The sequence below is a fragment of the Streptomyces sp. CBMA152 genome (assembly GCF_014596475.1).
Lineage (GTDB): Bacteria > Actinomycetota > Actinomycetes > Streptomycetales > Streptomycetaceae > Streptomyces.
The window spans coordinates 21,027-39,857 of record NZ_MECJ01000007.1 but is presented as its reverse complement, the minus strand read 5'-3'; the positions used below and the strand labels follow the sequence as shown (position 1 = coordinate 39,857).

17 protein-coding genes are annotated in these 18,831 nt (G+C 70.2%); 12 read left to right on the top strand and 5 right to left on the bottom strand.

The genetic code is table 11. The features are described 5' to 3' along the window. Nucleotides 1–175: 175 nt before the first annotated feature. The 3 genes from BG418_RS07045 to BG418_RS07035 all read left to right on the top strand — a co-directional run bounded on the left by BG418_RS07045 (nucleotide 176) and on the right by BG418_RS07035 (nucleotide 3,546). Nucleotides 176–1,306, top strand: coding sequence for a S1C family serine protease (locus tag BG418_RS07045; protein ID WP_188272860.1), 1,131 nt, complete (start codon nucleotides 176–178; stop codon nucleotides 1,304–1,306). An 84-nt stretch (nucleotides 1,307–1,390) separates the two neighbouring features. Beyond that, entirely contained in the window at nucleotides 1,391–2,128 is a 738-nt protein-coding gene (locus BG418_RS07040) for a response regulator transcription factor (protein ID WP_188272859.1), read from the top strand. A 5-nt stretch (nucleotides 2,129–2,133) separates the two neighbouring features. Next, nucleotides 2,134–3,546, top strand: coding sequence for a cell wall metabolism sensor histidine kinase WalK (locus BG418_RS07035; RefSeq protein ID WP_188272858.1), 1,413 nt, complete (start codon nucleotides 2,134–2,136; stop codon nucleotides 3,544–3,546). A 54-nt stretch (nucleotides 3,547–3,600) separates the two neighbouring features. Here BG418_RS07035 and BG418_RS07030 read toward each other — a convergent pair whose 3' ends face one another. Continuing rightward, on the bottom strand, nucleotides 3,601–5,427 hold the full coding sequence (locus BG418_RS07030) for a bifunctional UDP-sugar hydrolase/5'-nucleotidase (protein WP_188272857.1): 1,827 nt from the start codon (nucleotides 5,425–5,427) through the stop codon (nucleotides 3,601–3,603). Between the two features lie 165 nt (nucleotides 5,428–5,592). On the opposite strand from BG418_RS07030, the gene mshD reads away from it, so the two are divergent. The 8 genes from mshD to pstB all read left to right on the top strand — a co-directional run bounded on the left by mshD (nucleotide 5,593) and on the right by pstB (nucleotide 14,975). After that, nucleotides 5,593–6,531 carry a mycothiol synthase gene (mshD, locus tag BG418_RS07025; RefSeq protein WP_188272856.1) on the top strand — a complete coding sequence of 313 codons (939 nt, stop codon included), beginning with the start codon at nucleotides 5,593–5,595 and terminating at the stop codon, nucleotides 6,529–6,531. Between the two features lie 312 nt (nucleotides 6,532–6,843). Next, nucleotides 6,844–9,090: an RNA degradosome polyphosphate kinase gene (locus BG418_RS07020; protein WP_188272855.1), complete on the top strand. Its 2,247-nt coding sequence runs from the start codon at nucleotides 6,844–6,846 to the stop codon at nucleotides 9,088–9,090. Beyond that, nucleotides 9,077–10,090: a CHAD domain-containing protein gene (locus BG418_RS07015; RefSeq protein WP_188272854.1), complete on the top strand. Its 1,014-nt coding sequence runs from the start codon at nucleotides 9,077–9,079 to the stop codon at nucleotides 10,088–10,090. Before BG418_RS07020 ends, BG418_RS07015 begins: the two co-directional genes overlap by 14 nt. Next, nucleotides 10,087–10,509: an NUDIX hydrolase gene (locus tag BG418_RS07010; RefSeq protein ID WP_188272853.1), complete on the top strand. Its 423-nt coding sequence runs from the start codon at nucleotides 10,087–10,089 to the stop codon at nucleotides 10,507–10,509. Before BG418_RS07015 ends, BG418_RS07010 begins: the two co-directional genes overlap by 4 nt. Before the next feature lie 282 nt (nucleotides 10,510–10,791). Beyond that, nucleotides 10,792–11,937 (top strand): phosphate ABC transporter substrate-binding protein PstS, encoded by a 1,146-nt coding sequence (gene pstS / locus BG418_RS07005; protein WP_188272852.1) that lies wholly within the window; start codon nucleotides 10,792–10,794, stop codon nucleotides 11,935–11,937. A gap of 139 nt (nucleotides 11,938–12,076) precedes the next feature. Next, the gene (gene pstC / locus BG418_RS07000) at nucleotides 12,077–13,069 is read left to right on the top strand and encodes a phosphate ABC transporter permease subunit PstC (RefSeq protein WP_188272851.1); all 993 of its coding nucleotides are present in this window, start codon (nucleotides 12,077–12,079) and stop codon (nucleotides 13,067–13,069) included. Further along, nucleotides 13,069–14,145: a phosphate ABC transporter permease PstA gene (gene pstA, locus BG418_RS06995; protein ID WP_188272850.1), complete on the top strand. Its 1,077-nt coding sequence runs from the start codon at nucleotides 13,069–13,071 to the stop codon at nucleotides 14,143–14,145. The genes pstC and pstA overlap by 1 nt, the downstream gene beginning before the upstream one ends. 53 nt (nucleotides 14,146–14,198) lie before the next feature. Continuing rightward, nucleotides 14,199–14,975: a phosphate ABC transporter ATP-binding protein PstB gene (pstB, locus tag BG418_RS06990; RefSeq protein ID WP_188272849.1), complete on the top strand. Its 777-nt coding sequence runs from the start codon at nucleotides 14,199–14,201 to the stop codon at nucleotides 14,973–14,975. Between the two features lie 272 nt (nucleotides 14,976–15,247). Here the strand turns inward: pstB and BG418_RS06985 are convergent, their stop codons facing one another. Together BG418_RS06985 and BG418_RS06980 are read right to left on the bottom strand one after the other, a co-directional pair. Continuing rightward, nucleotides 15,248–16,246 carry an inorganic phosphate transporter gene (locus tag BG418_RS06985; RefSeq protein WP_188272848.1) on the bottom strand — a complete coding sequence of 333 codons (999 nt, stop codon included), beginning with the start codon at nucleotides 16,244–16,246 and terminating at the stop codon, nucleotides 15,248–15,250. A gap of 5 nt (nucleotides 16,247–16,251) precedes the next feature. Beyond that, nucleotides 16,252–16,872 carry a DUF47 domain-containing protein gene (locus BG418_RS06980; RefSeq protein ID WP_067155188.1) on the bottom strand — a complete coding sequence of 207 codons (621 nt, stop codon included), beginning with the start codon at nucleotides 16,870–16,872 and terminating at the stop codon, nucleotides 16,252–16,254. 230 nt (nucleotides 16,873–17,102) lie between these two features. Here BG418_RS06980 and BG418_RS06975 point away from each other — a divergent pair, with 230 nt between their 5' ends. Further along, nucleotides 17,103–17,441 (top strand): metal-sensitive transcriptional regulator, encoded by a 339-nt coding sequence (locus tag BG418_RS06975; protein ID WP_188272847.1) that lies wholly within the window; start codon nucleotides 17,103–17,105, stop codon nucleotides 17,439–17,441. 98 nt (nucleotides 17,442–17,539) lie between these two features. Here the strand turns inward: BG418_RS06975 and BG418_RS06970 are convergent, their stop codons facing one another. Continuing rightward, on the bottom strand, nucleotides 17,540–17,713 hold the full coding sequence (locus tag BG418_RS06970; RefSeq protein WP_223184521.1) for a hypothetical protein: 174 nt from the start codon (nucleotides 17,711–17,713) through the stop codon (nucleotides 17,540–17,542). A gap of 163 nt (nucleotides 17,714–17,876) precedes the next feature. After that, the gene (locus BG418_RS06965; protein WP_188272845.1) at nucleotides 17,877–18,728 is read right to left on the bottom strand and encodes a hypothetical protein; all 852 of its coding nucleotides are present in this window, start codon (nucleotides 18,726–18,728) and stop codon (nucleotides 17,877–17,879) included. Nucleotides 18,729–18,831 lie beyond the last annotated feature (103 nt).

Below are 18,831 nucleotides of genomic sequence, written 5' to 3'. Positions count from 1 at the left end.
GCAGTTCCCCGCGCCCCTTAATGGGCCCTTCGGGCCCTCCTAGGGGCGCGGGGAACTGCGCGAGCAACCCAGCACGATCCGCCGTGGGGCTCTTTATTTCGGGCAAACACGGTTCTGCCGGGCTTCTCACCCCGTCCTCAGACGGCTCTCATCAAGCGCCGCGAAGGTGAAGGACATGAGCCTCCCCGAGCACGAGCCGCAGCAGCCGCAGCCGTTTCCGCAGGCGTCCGGGGCCTACCCGCCCCCGCCGCCGTACGAGCCCGCCGCGCCCGTGCACGCCGGGCCCGGGACCACCATCTGGCCCGGAGGGGGACACGGGGACGTGCCCCCGGGCAACCTGGCGGGCACCCCCGCAGGCGCCCCCGACGGCCCCCGCCCCCGCCGCGCCCGCCGCTCCGTCGGGCTCATCGCCGCCGTCGCCATCGCCGCTGCGGCCGTCGGCGGCGGGACCGCCACGCTCATAGAGCGGTGGGCCGGCAACGGCACCACCGCCAGCGCCCCCGGCGTCAGCGGCACCAACGCCTCCAGGAGCACCAACGGCACCGTCGCCGGGGTCGCCCAGGCCGTCTCGCCCAGCATCGTGGAGATCAGCGCGACCTCGTCCTCCGGCGAGTCCACCGGCTCCGGCGTGATCGTCACCGCGGGCGGCGAGATCATCACCAACAACCACGTCGTCGCCGGGTCCGACCAGGTCAAGGTGCGTACCAGCGACGGCAAGACGTACACCGCGAGTGTCGTCGGCACCGACCCCGACAAGGACCTCGCGCTCATCAAGGTGCAGGGCGCGAGCGGTCTGAAGCCCGCCAGCCTCGGCAACTCCGACAACCTCAAGGTCGGCGACCAGGTCGTCGCGATCGGCTCCCCCGAGGGCCTGACCGGCACCGTCACCAGCGGCATCGTCTCCGCCCTCAACCGCGACGTCACCGTCGCCAAGGAGCAGGGGCAGGGCCAGGGGCAGGGAGACACACAGGGGCAGGGCCAGGGACGGGGACGCGGCGGCTGGCCGTTCGAGTTCGGCGGGCAGCAGTTCAACGGCGACACCGGCTCCTCGAAGACCACGTACAAGGCCATCCAGACCGACGCCTCCCTCAACCCGGGCAACTCCGGCGGCGCGCTCATCGACATGAACGGCAACATCATCGGCATCAACTCGGCCATGTACAGCCCGAGTTCCGCCAGTGCCTCCAGCTCGTCGGCCGGTAGTGTCGGGCTCGGGTTCGCCATCCCGATCAACACCGTGAAGGCCGACCTCGACAGCCTGCGGTCGGGCAGCGGCTCCGGCGGCGGCAGCGGCGCCAACAGCTGACGCCCGGCGGCCGTCCGGCATGCGACGCTGGACAGCGCGAACCCGTACACCCCGACACTCGCCCCCGAGGAAGACCCCACACCGATGAGCCCCGCACCCGCCGAGGACGACACCCAGCGCATCCTGATCGTCGACGACGAGCCCGCCGTCCGCGAGGCGCTGCAGCGCAGTCTCGCCTTCGAGGGGTACGGGACGGAGGTCGCCGTCGACGGTCTGGACGCGCTGGCCAAGGCGGAGGCGTACCAGCCGGACCTGATCGTCCTCGACATCCAGATGCCCCGGATGGACGGACTCACGGCCGCGCGGCGGCTGCGCGGCTCGGGGTCCACCACGCCCGTCCTGATGCTGACCGCCCGCGACACGGTCGGCGACCGCGTCACCGGGCTCGACGCGGGCGCCGACGACTACCTGGTCAAGCCGTTCGAGCTGGACGAGCTGTTCGCCCGGATCCGCGCGCTGCTGCGCCGCAGCTCGTACGCGGCGCCGACGACCGCGGGCGAGGAGAACGACGACAACGTCCTGACCTTCGCCGACCTCCGTATGGACCTCGCCACCCGCGAGGTGACCCGGGGCGAGCGGGTCGTGGAGCTGACCCGTACCGAGTTCACGCTCCTGGAGATGTTCCTGGCCCATCCGCGCCAGGTGCTGACCCGCGAGCAGATCCTCAAGGCGGTCTGGGGCTTCGACTTCGAGCCGTCGTCCAACTCCCTCGACGTGTACGTCATGTATCTGCGCCGCAAGACCGAGGCGGGCGGCGAGCCGCGCGTCGTGCACACCGTGCGCGGGGTGGGGTACGCGCTGCGTGCGGGCGGGGCGGAGTGAGAACGGTGAACAGAGCCGTGCGGCGGCTGCGCAGGCTGCCGCTGCGCTCGCGCCTGGCCCTGCTGGTCGCCACCGCCGTCGCGGTCGCGGTCGCGGCCTCCGCGCTGGCCTGCTGGTTCGTCGTCCGCAGCACGCTGATCGACTCGCTCGACAGCGCGTTGCGCAGCAACCGGCCGGGCGACCGCCAGGTCCTGGAGCTGTACGGCAGGGGCGCCTGCACGGTCGCCCCGCCACCCGCGCAGGAACGTCCGAGCCTGTTCAAGTACACGATCCAGGTCGTGACCGACACCGGCCAGAGCTGCATCCTGGCGGGGACGGAGTCGCTCGTCGTCGGCACGTCCGACATTTCCGTGGCCGCCGGTCACAAGCGCGAGACGACGCACAACACCACCGGCGCCGACGGCACCGAGTACCGTGCGCTCACCACCCAGATCCGGGGCACGAACAGCGCGCTGACCGTCGCCCGGCCGCTCACCGAGGTCACGAGCCAGCTGAACACGCTCACCCTCGTGCTCGCGGTCGTCGCCGGGGTCGGCGCCCTCGGAGCGGGCATCGCCGGGTTCTGGGTCGCCCGGACCGGGCTGCGCCCCGTCGACGAACTGGCCGACACCGTCGAGCACGTGGCCCGCACGGAAGACCTCACCGTCCGTATCCCCGCCGAGGGCGAGGACGAGATCGCCCGGCTGTCGCGGTCGTTCAACGCGATGACCGCCGCCCTCGCCTCCTCCCGTGACCGCCAGGCGCAGCTCATCGCCGACGCGGGCCACGAGCTGCGCACCCCGCTGACCTCGCTGCGTACCAACGTCGAGCTGCTCGCGCGCAGCGACGAGACCGGGCGGATCATCCCGCCCGCCGACCGCAAGGCGCTGATGGTCTCGGTCAAGGCGCAGATGTCCGAACTCGCCTCCCTGATCGGCGACTTGCAGGAGCTGTCCCGGCCGGACGCGGTACGCGAAGGGCCGCTGGAGGTCGTCGGCTTCCACGACATCACCCGGATCGCCCTCGACCGCGCCCGGCTGCGCGGCCCGGAGCTCACCATCACGGCCGAGCTCGCGCCCTGGTACGTACGGGCCGAGCCCGCGAAGCTGGAGCGCGCGGTCGTCAACGTGCTGGACAACGCGGTGAAGTTCAGCCCGCCCGGCGGCACCATCACGGTCGCCCTCGACCGGGGTGTGCTGACCGTGCGCGACCAGGGTCCCGGCATCCCGGCCGATGAACTCCCGCACGTCTTCGAGCGGTTCTGGCGCTCGCAGTCGGCCCGTTCACTGCCCGGCTCGGGCCTCGGGCTCTCGATCGTGGCCCGTACGGTCGAGCACGCGGGCGGCGCCATCGGCCTCGGCCCGGCCCCGGACGGCCCCGGCACGGTCGCCACCATCCGCCTCCCGGGCGCCCCGACCCCGCCGCCGGAGTACACGTAAAAAGGGGCGGCGAGCCAAACGGCCCGCCGCCCCCTCACGTAAAACCGGAACTGACTACTTCACGACCGTGATCCGGTTCTGGGCCGGCGGGGCGATCGGCGCGGACGCCGACGAGTTCGCCTTCAGGTAGGCGTTGAAGACGTCCAGGTCGGAGGCTCCGACCAGCTTGTTCGTGCCCTGGCCGAGTGCCGTGAAGCCGTCGCCGCCGCCCGCGAGGAACGCGTTCATCGCGACGCGGTACGACTTCGCCGGGTCGATGGCGACGCCGTTCAGCTTCACCGTGTCGACGAGCACCCGGGCCGCGCCCGTCTTCGTCATGTCCAGCGAGTAGGTGAAGCCCTTCGAGACCTGGAGGATCTTCGGCTCGGCCTGGTTGCCGCCGCTGACCTGCTGCTGGAGGCCCTGGATCAGCTGGGCGCCGGTCAGGGAGACGACGTTCATCATGTTGGTGAACGGCTGGACGGTGAACGCCTCGCCGTAGGTCACCACCCCGTCGCCCTCGCTGCCGCTCGCCTTGTAGACGAGGTCGGAGCGGATGCCTCCGGGGTTCATGAACGCGATCTGCGCGCCGCCCTTGTCGCTCGGAGCGAGGCCCGCGAGCTGCGCGTCCGCGATCAGGTCGCCGAGCGGCTTCTCGGGCGCCTCGGAGCCACGGCCGTTGATGTCGGCCGAGATGTAGCCCTGCGGCCGGTTCGCGACCGGCGCGGCCAGCTTGTTCCAGCGGGCGATCAGCGCGCTGATGTCCGGCGCCTTGGCCTGGTCACGGCTGACGATGTGGTTCACGGACTTCGGCGACTTCACGGCGGTACGGACGATGTCCTTGGTCCGCTTGTCGTACGTCAGCGTCGTCTCGGTGAACAGCTTGCCGTAGGAGGCCGCCGAGGTGACCATGCGCGGGTTGCCCGCCGGGTCCGGGATGGTGCAGGCGTACGCGGTGTGGGTGTGGCCGGTGATCAGCGCGTCCACCTTGGGCGTGACGCCCTTGGCGATGTCGACGATCGGGCCGGACAGACCGCTGCCGGGACCCGCCGAGTCGCAGTCGTAGTTGTACGCGTTGCTCGTCGGCAGCCCGCCCTCGTGGATCAGGGCGACGATGGACTTCACGCCCTGCCGGTCGAGCTCCTTGGCGTACTTGTTGATCGTCTCGATCTCGTCGTGGAACTTCAGGCCCTTGACGCCCTCGGCGGTCACCACGTCCGGCGTGCCCTTGAGGGTCACACCGATGAAGCCGATCTTGACGCCGTTCTTCTTCCACACCGTGTACGGCTTGAGGATCGGCTTGCCGGTCTTCTCGCTGGTCACATTGGCCGCGAGATACGGGAAGTCCGCGCCCGGGAACTTCTTTCCCTTCTCGTAGCAGCCCTCGACCGGGTGACAGCCGCCGTTCTGCATCCGGGCGAGCTCGACCGCGCCCTCGTCGAACTCGTGGTTGCCGACCGAGGTGACATCGAGGTGGACGTCGTTCAGCGCCTCGATGGTCGGCTCGTCGTGGAAGAGCCCCGACAGCAGCGGGCTGGCGCCGACCATGTCACCGGCGGCGGCGGTGATCGAGTACGGGTGGCCCTTGCGCGCGGTGCGCAGCGAGGTCGCCAAGTACTCGACACCACCGGCCGGTATGGACTTCACCGTGCCGTCGGCCTGCTTCTGGGCCACGGTCCCGGCCGAGCCGGCCGGCGGCTCCAGGTTGCCGTGCAGATCGTTGAAGGAGAGCAGCTGGACGTCCACCGTCCGCGCGGGCTTCGGGTGGCCGTGCCCCTTGTCGTGGGCGTCGGCGGCGGGCATCGCGGCGACGAGCGCGCCGAGCGTGGTGAGTCCCGCGGCGGCCGCCAGGACCCGGCGGCCGGCGCGGCCGCCGCGGTTCTTCCGGGGTGTCGCTGACATCTCTCCCCTAGGTGGTTCAGTGGTCGTTCAGCGTGACGGGTGAGGTCCGCCGTGTGCGGAAGCCTAGGGTCAACGCGCGTAGCGTGACAGGGGGATGGGGTCACGGGATGGTTGCCGTTTGGCGGTACGTCAGGTTTTGCCCCCGCTCGCCGTACGCTCGTACACATGACGACTGACCCCGCCGGCCCCGGCCCCTCCGGACGTGAGATCCAGACCCTCGACGAGCTGACCCACCCGCAGGCCCAGGAGGTTCTCGCGCTGCTCGCCGAGGCCGCCCGGACCGACGGGCAGCAGGCCGTCTCCGAGCAGGGGCGGCTCCAGCTGCGGGGCGGGCGGCGGCCCGGGATCCGCCACTTCCTCCTCACCGTCACCTCCTCCGAGGGCACCGAGCTCATCGGCTACGCGCAGCTGGAGGACACCGACCCGATCGAGGCACCGGCCGCCGAACTCGTCATCCACCCCGCGCACCGCGGCCGCGGCCACGGGCGTGCGCTCGGCTCGGCGCTGCTGGGCGCGTCCGGCAAGCGGCTGCGGGTGTGGGCGCACGGCGGGCACTCGGCTGCCCGGCACCTCGCCCAGGTCCTCGGGCTGACCCTGTTCCGCGAACTGCGCCAGATGCGGCGGCCGTTGGCCCCGCTCGACATTCCCGAGCCGGTCTATCCGCCGGGCGTCACCGTACGGACCTTCGTGCCCGGCGAGGACGACACGGCGTGGCTCGCGGTGAACGCGGCGGCGTTCGCGCACCACCCCGAACAGGGCTCGCTGACCCAGCGCGACCTCGACGACCGCAAGGCCGAGCCGTGGTTCGACCCCAAGGGCTTCTTCCTCGCCGAGCGCGACGACCGCATCGTGGGCTTCCACTGGACGAAGGTGCATGCGGCGGAGAGGATCGGGGAGGTGTACGTCGTGGGCATCCGGCCGGATGCCCAGGGCGGCGGCCTCGGCAAGGCCCTCACCGCCACTGGCTTGCGCCATCTTGCGGGGGAGGGTGTGCCTGTGGCCATGTTGTACGTGGACGCCGACAACACGGCCGCCGTGACCGTGTATGAACGTCTTGGGTTCACCACCCATGAGGTGGATCTGATGTACCGGACCGAGTCCTGACCCTGGCCCCTTCCGGGGGTGGGTTCTTCGTCTGCGGACCGTGCTGGGCTTGTCGCGCAGTTCCCCGCGCCCCTTAAAGGCGCACGGGAACGTGAGGCGCCGCAGGCCTGACATCCACGTCAGGGCTCATATTCCTGCACGTCATGTCCTCGTTACCGGGCATTCAGACACGCTTGCGACGCTCAGCCAATGCAGCCCGAGGTGCCCCCCTCCCGGAACGGGACCGCCGCCCGCCCCAAGACGCTGGCTCCTGCCCGCTCCGACGTGCTCTCCGACGCGCCCGACAGCGCCCGGGCGCGGAAGAATGGGTTCATGAGCCAGCAGCCCAGCGCCGAGGTCCACCTCCAGCCCTCCTCCCAGCCGTCGGTCGGTTCCATAGCCGCGCACCGGCCGCACACTCTCGCGGCCGCCGTCTCCGACCTGGAGCCGGACATCGACGCGGATCTGGACGCGTACGAGGGCTACGAGCGGGACGGGCAGACCGGGGACGGCGAGGAGCTGCCGTCGGGGCGGTTCCTGGACCGGGAGCGCAGCTGGCTGGCCTTCAACGCGCGTGTCCTGGAGCTGGCCGAGGACCCGGCGACGCCGCTCCTCGAACGCGCCAACTTCCTGGCGATCTTCGCGTCGAACCTGGACGAGTTCTTCATGGTCCGGGTGGCGGGCCTGAAGCGCCGTATCGCGACCGGTGTCGCCACCCGGTCCGCGTCGGGGCTCCAGCCGCGTGAGGTGCTGGATCTGATCTGGAACCGCTCGCGCGAGCTCATGGCCCGGCACGCCGCCTGCTTCCAGCAGGACGTGGCCCCGGCGCTCGCCGACGAGAGCATCCATCTGATCCGCTGGCCCGACCTCACCGAGAAGGAGCAGGCGCGGCTCTTCACGCTCTTCCGCCAGCAGATCTTCCCGGTGCTGACCCCGCTGGCCGTGGACCCCGCGCACCCCTTCCCGTACATCTCGGGGCTCTCGCTCAACCTCGCGGTCGTCGTGCGCAACCCGGTCAGCGGGCATCGCCACTTCGCGCGGGTCAAGGTGCCGCCGCTGCTCTCGCGGTTCCTGGAGGCGTCGCCGCAGCGGTACGTGCCCCTTGAGGACGTCATCGCGGCGCATCTGGAAGAGCTCTTCCCGGGGATGGAGGTGCTGGCGCACCACATGTTCCGGGTGACGCGGAACGAGGACCTGGAGGTCGAGGAGGACGACGCCGAGAACCTGCTCCAGGCGCTGGAGAAGGAGCTCATGCGGCGCCGCTTCGGGCCGCCGGTGCGCCTTGAGGTCGAGGAGTCCATCGACCCGTACGTGCTTGATCTGCTGGTGCGGGAGCTGAAGATCAGCGACGCCGAGGTGTATCCGCTGCCCGGTCCCCTGGACCTCACGGGTCTCTTCGGTATCGCGGCGCTCGACCGCCCCGAGCTGAAGTTCCCCAAGTTCGTGGCCGGAACCCATCGGGACCTGGCCGAGGTCGAGTCGGCGTCCGCGCCGGACATCTTCGCCGCGCTGCGCGAGCGGGACGTGCTCCTGCACCACCCGTACGACTCGTTCTCCACCTCGGTCCAGGCGTTCCTGGAGCAGGCGGCCGGCGACCCCGACGTGCTCGCCATCAAGCAGACGCTGTACCGCACTTCGGGCGACTCGCCGATCGTCGACGCGCTGATAGACGCGGCCGAGTCCGGCAAGCAGGTGCTCGTCCTGGTCGAGATCAAGGCGCGCTTCGACGAACAGGCCAACATCAAGTGGGCCCGCAAGCTGGAGGAGTCGGGCTGCCATGTGGTGTACGGCCTGGTCGGTCTGAAGACACACTGCAAGCTGTCCCTGGTGGTGCGTCAGGAGGGCGACACCCTGCGGCGCTACTCGCACGTGGGCACCGGCAACTACCACCCCAAGACCGCCCGTCTGTACGAGGACCTGGGCCTGCTCACCGCCGACCCGCAGGTCGGGGCGGACCTCTCGGACCTGTTCAACCGGCTCTCCGGCTACTCGCGCCGCGAGACCTACCGCCGTCTCCTGGTCGCCCCCAAGTCCCTTCGGGACGGCCTGGTCTCGCGGATCAACAAGGAGACCGCGCACCACCGCGCCGGACGCCCCGCCTACGTACGCATCAAGGTCAACTCGATGGTGGACGAGGCCGTGATCGACGCCTGCTACCGGGCCTCGCAGGCCGGGGTGCCGGTCGACATATGGGTGCGCGGCATCTGCGCGGCGCGGCCCGGGGTGACCGGGCTCTCCGAGAACATCCGGGTGCGGTCGATACTGGGGCGCTTCCTGGAGCACTCCCGGGTCTTCGCCTTCGGGAACGGCGGCGAGCCCGAGGTCTGGCTGGGCAGCGCCGACATGATGCACCGCAACCTCGACCGCCGTATCGAGGCACTGGTCCGGGTCACCGACCCGGCCCATCGCGCGGCTCTCACCCGGCTTCTCGAGACCGGCATGGCGGACACCACCTCGTCCTGGCACCTGGGCCCGGACGGGGAGTGGACCCGGCACGCGACCGACGCCGACGGAGCGCCGCTGCGGCACGTACAGGAGATGCTGATAGACGCCCGGAGGCGCCGGCGTGCTACGCCCTGAGAAATCCCCGGGACCGGAGACCGCCGGGGATGTGCTCGCCCCCTATCTCCACGCGCAGGCGGGGGAATTCCTGCGCAGTCTCCGCCTCCACCGCGAGGCGGGACCCGACAACGACGGCACCGAGGAGGCCGCGCGGGCACTGCGCCGCGCCGGCCGCCGCATCGGTGCCACCCTGCACACCTTCCGCCCGCTGCTCGACCCGGCCTGGGCCGACACTTTGCGTACGGAACTGGTCTGGCTCGGTGTGACGCTGGGCGGCGAGCACGCCTGTGCGGCGCGGCTCGCCCGGCTGCTCGACGGGTTGCAGCGGCTCTCCGGCGCCCCGCAGGGCACCCCGCAGGTGCCGCCGCCGCGCGGTGAGGTGGCGGCGCTGGCCGTGGGCGCGGCCCGGGCCGGGGCGCTGCTCGAACGCCAGCTGACGCTGGCCCGGACCCGGGCGCACTCGGCTGCCCTTCAGGCGCTGGGCTCGTCCCGGTTCCACGCGGTGGCCGACGCGGTGGCGCTGCTGGCCAGCGAGGTGCCGCTGTCCAGCTCGGCGGCCGCGTACGCGGTGGAGGTGCTGCCGCCGGCCGCCGACTTCGCGGCGAAGCGGCTCGACGAGGCGGTGGCCGCGCTGCCGCTGGCCCGCGCGGCCCATCCGTACAACGCGGAGGCGCTCGTCCAGTCCGGCGAGGCGCAGGACGCCCCCTGGCACCAGGTGCGGCTGCTGCTGCGGCTGCACCGGTACGCGCAGGACGTGCTGGGCACCGGCCGCCTTCCGCACGAGGCCGACGACCGGCTCGTGCGGGCCGGGGCCGCCCTCGACCGGCACCGGGACGCCGCCGAGGCGGCCGCTGCGGCCGCTGCCGCAGCCCGCACCCCGCGCATCGCCCCGGCGACCGCGTACGCGCTCGGTGTGCTCCACGCCGGCCAGCGCCATGACGTGGAGGCCGCCCGGTTCGCCTTCCAGCGGATCTGGCAGCCCATGGCGGCGGTGACCACGGGGGTGAGCGCGCAGTGAACCCGGCGCGCACGGTCCTCGCGGCGGGCTGCGTGCTGTGGCGCCGCTCGCCGTGGGGGGACGGCGGGCTGGAGATCTGCCTGGTGCACCGGCCGAAGTACGACGACTGGTCGCTGCCGAAAGGCAAGCTCAAACCGGGTGAGGACCCGCTCGCGGGGGCGCTGCGGGAGGTTCTGGAGGAGACTGGGCACATGTGTGCGCCAGGTGCGCGGCTGCCCTCCGTCCACTACGTCGACGGGCAGGGCCGCCCCAAGGTGGTCGACTACTGGGCCGCCGAGGCGAGTGCGGGAAGTTTCGTGCCGGGCGACGAGGTCGACCGGCTGCTCTGGCTGCCCCCGGCGGCGGCCCGCCTCCGGCTCACCCAGGACCGCGACCGCCATCTGGTGGACGCGCTCCTGGACGCCCTGCACCGGTCGTGACGGGAGCGCGGTGGGGGCGCAATCAGTATTTCCGAGCGCCCCCGAGCCCCCTGACCGGCACCGGCGCGCTCCCCCCGATCAGTTGAACACAAACCGGTAACGGCCGGCACCGCACTGACCGACACGGTTCACCTTCCGTTCACTCTCCTCCGTTGGCGGCTTCACCTGTTCTGCCTAATTTCGGCCTTACACGGTGCGCGGCGTCCCGCCCCACCGGACACCTCTTCGCACGCCGCCGTACAACGAACGGACACCGGCGGCTCCTGGAAGGAACACCCGAAAGTGAAGCTTCAGCGCAAGAACCGGCTCCGCGCCACCGCTCTCGGCGTCATCGCCGTGTCCAGCGCCCTGGCCCTCACGGCGTGCGGCAGCGACAACAACAACGACACCTCCTCCGGCTCCACCGGTGGCACCGGCAAGACGAGCTCCGCCTCGAACATCAAGTGCGACGGCGCCAAGGGCCAGCTCCTGGCCTCCGGCTCCTCCGCCCAGAAGAACGCCATGGACCTGTGGGTCAAGAACTACATGGCGGCCTGCAAGGGCGTCGAGATCAACTACAAGTCCTCCTCGTCCGGTGAGGGCATCATCGCCTTCAACCAGTCGACGGTCGGCTTCGCCGGTTCCGACTCCGCGCTGAAGCCGGAGGAGGTCGCCAACTCCAAGAAGGTCTGCTCCGCCGGCGGCCAGGGCATCAACCTCCCGATGGTCGGCGGCCCGATCGCGATCGGCTTCCACCTGGAGAACGTCGACAGCCTGGTCCTGGACGCCCCGACGATCGCCAAGATCTTCAACGGCAAGATCAAGAACTGGAACGACGAGGCCATCGCCAAGCTGAACCCGGGCGCCAAGCTCCCGGACAAGGCGATCCAGGCCTTCCACCGCTCCGAGGACTCCGGCACCACGCAGAACCTCGGCAAGTACCTCGGCGCCACCGCCAAGGCCGACTGGCCGTACACCGCCGAGAAGAAGTGGCCGGCCCCGGGCGGCCAGGCCGCGTCCGGCTCCGCCGGTGTCGCCGCGCAGGTCAAGCAGACGGACGGCGCGATCGGCTACTTCGAGCTCTCGTACGCCACCGCCCAGTCGATCAAGACCGTGGACATCAACACGGGTGCCACGGCCCCGGTCAAGGCCACCCCGGAGAACGCCTCCAAGGCGATCGCCGCCGCCAAGATCAAGGGCACCGGCAAGGACCTGGCCCTGGGCCTGGACTACACCACCAAGGCCGACGGCGCCTACCCGATCGTCCTCGTCACGTACGAGATCGCCTGCGACAAGGGCAACAAGGCCGACACCCTCGGCACGGTCAAGTCCTTCCTGACCTACACCTCGGGTGACGAGGGCCAGAAGATCCTCTCGGACGCCGGCTACGCGCCGATCCCGGCCGAGATCAACTCCAAGGTCCGCGAGACGGTCGCCTCCCTCTCCTAGGACCTGTGGGCCGACAGCCGGCGACTGATCCGCCGGCTGGACGCCCCCGGGGCGGGGGCCCCGTCCGGCCCCCGCCCCTCCATCCGGTGCACCGCCGCCAGGGGACCCATCCACTCCCCGCCCACAGACCGGAAAGATCATGGCTTCCATAACCACCGACACCTCACCACCGGCGCCCCCGGCACCGGTCCTGCGCTCCAAGTCCACCGGACGCGCGGGCGACAAGATCTTCCTCGGGCTCTCCCGGGGCTCCGGCATCCTGCTGCTCGTCCTGATGGCGTCGATCGCCGCCTTCCTCAGCGTCCGGGCCGGGATCGCCATCTCCAAGGACGAGGGCAACTTCTTCACCACGTTCGACTGGAACCCGGCCGCCGACAAGCCGGTCTTCGGCATCGCGGTGCTGCTCTTCGGAACCGTCGCCAGCTCGCTGATCGCGATGGTCATCGCGGTCCCGGTCGCCGTCGGCATCGCCCTGTTCATCTCGCACTACGCGCCGCGCAAGCTGGCCGCGCCCCTCGCGTACGTGGTCGACCTGCTGGCCGCCGTGCCGTCGATCATCTACGGCATCTGGGGCGCCCTCTTCCTCGTGCCCTACCTCGACGGCATGAACTCCTGGCTCGACACCTACCTGGGCTGGACCTTCGTCTTCCAGAAGACCGAGGTCGGCGTCGCGCGCTCGCTGTTCACCGTCGGCATCCTGCTCGCGATCATGATCCTGCCGATCGTGACCAGCGTGAGCCGCGAAGTCTTCCTCCAGGTCCCGCGGATGAACGAGGAGGCCGCCCTGGCCCTCGGCGCCACCCGCTGGGAGGTCATCCGGCTTTCGGTGCTGCCGTTCGGCCGCTCCGGCGTCATCTCCGCCTCGATGCTGGGCCTCGGACGCGCGCTCGGCGAGACGATGGCCGTCGCCACGGTCCTCTCCCCGAGCTATCTCATCTCGCTGCACCTGCTCAACCCGGGTGGCGGCACCTTCGCCCAGAACATCGCGGCGAAGTTCGACGAGGCCAACCAGCTCGGCCGGGACGCCCTGATCGCCTCCGGCCTGGTCCTCTTCGTCCTGACCCTGCTGGTCAACGGCGCGGCCCGCCTGATCATCGCGCGCCGCAAGGAGTACTCGGGGGCGAACGCCTGATGTCCAACGCAGTTGTCCAGGACGCCCGCCCGGCCGCCCCGGCCCCCCGCAAGGGCAGCCTGAGCCGCCGGGGCCTGCCCCGCTGGGCCACGGCCGCCTTCGGCGCCGCCGGCATCGCGCTCGGCTGCGGCATCGGCCTCGTCTTCGGTCTCTCCAGCAAGGTCCAGTGGGGCCTGATCTCCGCGATCCTGTTCGTGCTCATCTCGTACGTGGTCACCTCGGCCGTCGAGAACAAGCGCCAGGCCAAGGACCGCGTCGCCACCTCGCTGGTGTGGGTCTGCTTCATCCTCGCCCTGATCCCGCTGCTCTCCCTGCTGTGGACGACGATCAGCCGCGGCACGAAGGTCCTCGACGGGAACTTCCTCAGCCACTCGATGGCGGGCGTCCCCGGCTTCCAGCCCGGCGGCGGCGTCTACCACGCGCTGATCGGCACCCTGGAGCAGGTCGGCATCGCCACCCTGATCTCCGCCCCGCTCGGCCTGCTGACCGCGGTCTACCTCGTGGAGTACGGCAAGGGCGCGCTCGCCAAGGCCGTGACGTTCTTCGTCGACGTCATGACCGGCATCCCCTCCATCGTGGCGGGTCTGTTCATCCTGACCCTGATGCTGATGTTCGAGCTCAAGCCGTCCGGCTTCATGGGCTCGCTCGCACTGGCGATCCTGATGATGCCGGTCGTGGTCCGCTCCACCGAGGAGATGCTCAAGCTCGTCCCGAACGAGCTGCGCGAGGCCTCGCTGGCCCTCGGCGTGCCGAAGTGGCGCACGATCCTGAAGGTGGTCCTGCCGACCGCGATCGGCGGCATCACCACGGGCGTCATGCTCGCCATCGCCCGTATCGCCGGTGAGACCGCCCCGATCATGCTGCTCGTCTTCGGCAGCCAGCTGATCAACACCAACCCGTTCGACGGTGCTCAGTCCTCGCTCCCCTTCTACATCTGGGAGCAGTACCGGGTCGGCAGCGACGCGTCGTACGACCGCGCGTGGGCCGCCGCCCTGGTCCTGATCGCCTTCGTCATGATCCTCAACCTGGTGGCCCGCGGCATCGCCCGCTGGAAGGCCCCCAAGACCGGTCGCTGACGCGGCCACATCAGCGACCCTTTCTCGCACGCTCGAAAGAAGCAGTGATTCAGATGGCCAAGCGAATCGACGTCAGCGGCCTGACCGCGTACTACGGCGCCCACAAGGCGATCGAGGACATCTCGATGACCGTGGAGCCCCGCTCCGTGACCGCCTTCATCGGCCCGTCCGGCTGCGGCAAGTCCACGTTCCTGCGCACCCTGAACCGGATGCACGAGGTCACCCCCGGTGGCCGCGTCGAGGGCAAGGTGCTCCTGGACGACGAGAACCTGTACGGCAAGGACGTCGACCCGGTCGCCGTGCGCCGTACGGTCGGCATGGTCTTCCAGCGCCCGAACCCGTTCCCGACCATGTCGATCTTCGACAACGTGGCGGCCGGCCTGCGCCTGAACGGTTCGTACAAGAAGAACCAGCTGGCGGACGTCGTCGAGAAGTCCCTCAAGGGCGCGAACCTCTGGAACGAGGTCAAGGACCGCCTCAACAAGCCCGGCTCGGGCCTGTCCGGCGGCCAGCAGCAGCGTCTGTGCATCGCGCGAGCGATCGCGGTGGAGCCGGACGTCCTCCTGATGGACGAGCCGTGCTCGGCCCTGGACCCGATCTCCACCCTCGCGATCGAGGACCTGATCGGCGAGCTTAAGGAGCGCTTCACGATCGTCATCGTGACGCACAACATGCAGCAGGCGGCGCGCGTCTCGGACCGTACGGCCTTCTTCAACCTGGCGGCCGTCGGCCAGCCCGGCCGCCTGGTCGAGATCGACGAGACCGCGCGGATCTTCTCCAACCCGTCCGTCCAGGCGACCGAGGACTACATCTCCGGCCGCTTCGGATAGACCCCCAGCCGTCTGCGGTGCTGCATGGCGGTGCCACCGCAAGACGAAGGGCCCGCCCCCTGGTGTCAGGGGGCGGGCCCGTTTTACATGTGCCTTTAGGTCCGGGGCCACCTAAGGGGCGCGGGGAACTGCGCGACAAGCCCCCACCCGCCCGCGGACGACCGACGTTTTTCAGGGGCGCGGGGAACTGCGCGACAAGCCCCCACCGGCCCACAGACGAAAACAAAAGGGGCCCGGGGCAAAGCCCCGAGCCCCAAGCACGCCCCCGCGGATCAGCCGAAAAAGATCCGCACCACGTAATAGCTACCGGCAGCCACCAACGCCGCGGCCGGCATCGTGATGAACCACCCGAGAATGATGTTCTTCGCAACGCCCCAACGCACGGCGTTGACCCGCTTCGTCGCACCCACACCCATGATCGCGGACGTGATCACATGCGTCGTCGAGATCGGCGCCTTGAACAGGAACGCCGTAAGGAACATGATCGACGCGCCAGTGGTCTCCGCGGCAAACCCCTGCGGCGGATCCAGCTCGATGATCTTGCGCCCGAGGGTCCGCATGATCCGCCAGCCACCCGCGTACGTACCCAGCGAGAGCATCACCGCACAGGAGATCTTCACCCACACCGGAATCGGCGCGTCGGCCCCCTGCACATCGCCGATGACCAGGGCCATCACCACGATGCCCATCGTCTTCTGGGCGTCCTGGAGGCCGTGGCCGAGCGCCATGCCCGCCGCCGAGACGGTCTGCGCGATACGGAAGCCGCGCTTGGCCTTGTGCGGGTTGGCGTTGCGGAAGAGCCACATGATCGAGCACATCACCAGATAACCGGCGATGAGACCGACGATCGGTGACAGAAACATCGGGATGACGATCTTCTCCAGCACACCCGACCAGATGACCTCCGTGCCACCCGCGAGCGCCGCGCCCACCATGCCGCCGAACAGCGCGTGCGAGGAGGACGAGGGAAGACCGAAGTACCAGGTGACGAGGTTCCAGACGATCGCGCCGAGCAGCGCGGCGAAGAGGATGCCCATCCCCTTGTCGCCGGTCGGCGTCTCGATCAGGCCCTTGCTGACGGTGTGCGCGACCCCCTGGCCGAGGAAGGCGCCGGCCAGGTTCATCACCGCCGCCATCGCCAGCGCCGCGCGCGGGGTCAGCGCCCGCGTCGAGACGGAGGTCGCGATGGCGTTGGCGGAGTCGTGGAAGCCGTTCGTGTACGTGAATCCGAGCGCGACCGCGATGGTCACGACCAGTGCAAAGGTGTCCACGGAGGTCAGGACTCCTTGACGGCGATGGTCTCCACCGTGTTCGCCACGTGCTCGAAGGCGTCGGCGGCCTCTTCGAGTACGTCCACGATCTGCTTGAGCTTGAGCACCTCAATGGCGTCGTACTTGCCGTTGAAGAGATGGGCGAGCAGCTTGCGGTGGATCTGGTCGGCCTGGTTCTCCAGCCGGTTGACCTCGATCCAGTACTCGGTGAGGTTCGACATCGTCCGCAGGTTCGGCATGGCCTCGGCGGTCAGCTCGGCCGCCCGGGCCAGGACCTCGATCTGCTGCTCGACACCCTTGGGCAGCTCCTCGACGTTGTAGAGGACGACGAGGTCGACGGCCTCCTCCATGAAGTCCATGATGTCGTCGAGGCACGACGCGAGGTTGTAGATGTCCTCGCGGTCGAACGGCGTGATGAAGGAGGAGTTCAGCTGGTGGAAGATCGCGTGGGTGGCATCGTCCCCCGCGTGCTCCGCTGCCCGCATGCGCTCCGCGATCTCGGCCCGGGACGCGGAATCCGCTCCGAGCAGTTCCATCAGGAGCTTCGAGCCCGTGACGATGTTGTCCGCGGATGCGGAGAACATGTCGTAGAAGCTCGTCTCCCTGGGGGTCAGACGAAAGCGCACGTGGGGTCCTCGGGGTGCTCTGGATTCGGTCAGGCTGATGCTAGGCGCATCATCCGGCCACGGCTAACCGGCGTACTTCAGTGTCGCCCATCAGGCAGAGTGATCAGCACGGGCCCCCGGCCCGTCCCCAGGCCCGGTCCCCGGGCCACCACCGGGCCCGCTTTCGCGGGATTCGTTACCCTATACCCACGAGGGGTATCCACCCCCTCTTCGCACCACGGGAGGACGCGATGACGACCACCGAGCCCGCCGAGCCGGACACCGTCCTCACGGACCAGCCGCACGCGGTACACGGCTACCACAAGCAGAAGGACGAGCACCTCAAGCGGCTGCGCCGCATCGAGGGCCAGATCCGCGGGCTCCAGCGCCTGGTGGACGAGGACGTCTACTGCATCGACATACTCACCCAGGTCTCCGCCTCCACCAAGGCCCTCCAGTCCTTCGCCCTCCAGCTCCTGGAAGAACACCTCCGCCACTGCGTCGCGGACGCGGCGGTGAAGGGGGGCGGCGAGATCGACGCGAAGGTGGAGGAGGCGACAAAGGCCATCGCGCGCTTGCTGCGCACGTGACATCGGGGGCGCCGCTGCATGCGTGCGCCCCGGCCACATGGCCGAATCCCGTCGGGCGGGCCCGGGAACGGCAACCGGCCGGACGGGGTTGGCCGGAATCAGTCCCCCGGCACCACACGCCGCTCCGGCTCGACGTTGAGCACCTCGTCGATCCGGTCGGGACTGAGCCGATCCTCGTCCGCCCCCGCCGCCGCGATCATCAACTCACCGCACAGCTCGATCTCGACGAGGGCCACGTGGTCCTGGACGGTTGCGCTGCGGAGCCCGGCCACGCACCTCACCCCTCTACCCCTCTTTCTGCCGTCGTCGACTTCCTAGAGTAGGAAGAGGGACACAGCCCGCGCATGGCACGGACGGACCATTTACGCCACCGTCCATGACCGGATTCCGGGACGCCACCGCCGACTCCCCCGCATCCGGCCCCCTACGACCCGATCACGACTCGATCTTCCCCGCGTAGATGTCCCGGTCCGCCGGCAGCCGTACGGCCGCAGGCACCCCGAACCCGTACAGCAGCGTGGTCGAAGCGACCGCGACCGTACGCCCCTGGTTGACGTAACTGAACTGCTGCCGCAGCTTGCGCAACAGCCCCTGCGCGTCGAAGTACGCGTCGAACGGCACCGCGCCCTTCTGTCTGCCGAACCCTTTCGCCGCGGCGGCCAGCGAGTCGCGCGCGTGGGGTCCGGCCGCGCTCGCCGCCCGGGGAATGTCGGCGACGCCCCGGTAGTGCCGCACCCGGACGCCCGCCAGGTTCTCCTCGCCCGCATACGTCACGCCCCCGGCGCCGCGCAGGAGTTCGGCGGCGACCATCGGGTCGGTGACGCCGCCGGTGACCAGATTGCCGTCGGGCAGCGTCGCCGTGTCGACCCGGACCCATTTGTCGGCGGGCACGCCCGCGCCCCGGTTCTTCATGTACAGCGCGCCCGGCGCGAGCAGTTCGGTGATCGGCAGATGCTCCTCCGCGCCCGCCGCGTCCTTGGGCAGCACCACCTTCAACTGGCCCATGCGGTGCGTGAAGTCGTACACCCCCTCGCCCCGGATGGTCACCCTCGTACCGCCCGACGCCATCTCCATGGAGGTGCTCGCCTTGGAGCTATGGGCGGCCACCAGCCCGTCGACCGCGCCCGCCACCACCTGGCCCGGGTCGGCGGTCCGCCCGTCGGAGCCCCCGGCGCCACCGGATCCGCCCTCGCCGCACCCGGTCACCAGCATTCCGGCAGCCATCACCCCGGCCACGACGGCACCGGCGAACCCCGCTCCCCCACGCCTTTGCCGCCGTACCGTCATCGTCGCTCAACCCCCAAACGCCATCCACATCCGACGCACCACCCGTCTCGCATAACGACCGCGTCCCCGCCCCGGTCACGCCCGGCCCCGGCCCGGGGGCCCG

Bases quoted from the DNA above. Each gene is read 5' to 3' on its own strand.
- BG418_RS07045 (WP_188272860.1), top strand. From the start codon at position 176: ATGAGCCTCCCCGAGCACGAGCCGCAGCAGCCGCAGCCGTTTCCGCAG.
- BG418_RS07040 (WP_188272859.1), top strand. From the start codon at position 1,391: ATGAGCCCCGCACCCGCCGAGGACGACACCCAGCGCATCCTGATCGTC.
- BG418_RS07030 (WP_188272857.1), bottom strand. From the start codon at position 5,427: ATGTCAGCGACACCCCGGAAGAACCGCGGCGGCCGCGCCGGCCGCCGG.
- mshD (WP_188272856.1), top strand. From the start codon at position 5,593: ATGACGACTGACCCCGCCGGCCCCGGCCCCTCCGGACGTGAGATCCAG.
- BG418_RS07020 (WP_188272855.1), top strand. From the start codon at position 6,844: ATGAGCCAGCAGCCCAGCGCCGAGGTCCACCTCCAGCCCTCCTCCCAG.
- pstC (WP_188272851.1), top strand. From the start codon at position 12,077: ATGGCTTCCATAACCACCGACACCTCACCACCGGCGCCCCCGGCACCG.
- pstA (WP_188272850.1), top strand. From the start codon at position 13,069: ATGTCCAACGCAGTTGTCCAGGACGCCCGCCCGGCCGCCCCGGCCCCC.
- pstB (WP_188272849.1), top strand. From the start codon at position 14,199: ATGGCCAAGCGAATCGACGTCAGCGGCCTGACCGCGTACTACGGCGCC.
- BG418_RS06975 (WP_188272847.1), top strand. From the start codon at position 17,103: ATGACGACCACCGAGCCCGCCGAGCCGGACACCGTCCTCACGGACCAG.
- BG418_RS06965 (WP_188272845.1), bottom strand. From the start codon at position 18,728: ATGACGGTACGGCGGCAAAGGCGTGGGGGAGCGGGGTTCGCCGGTGCC.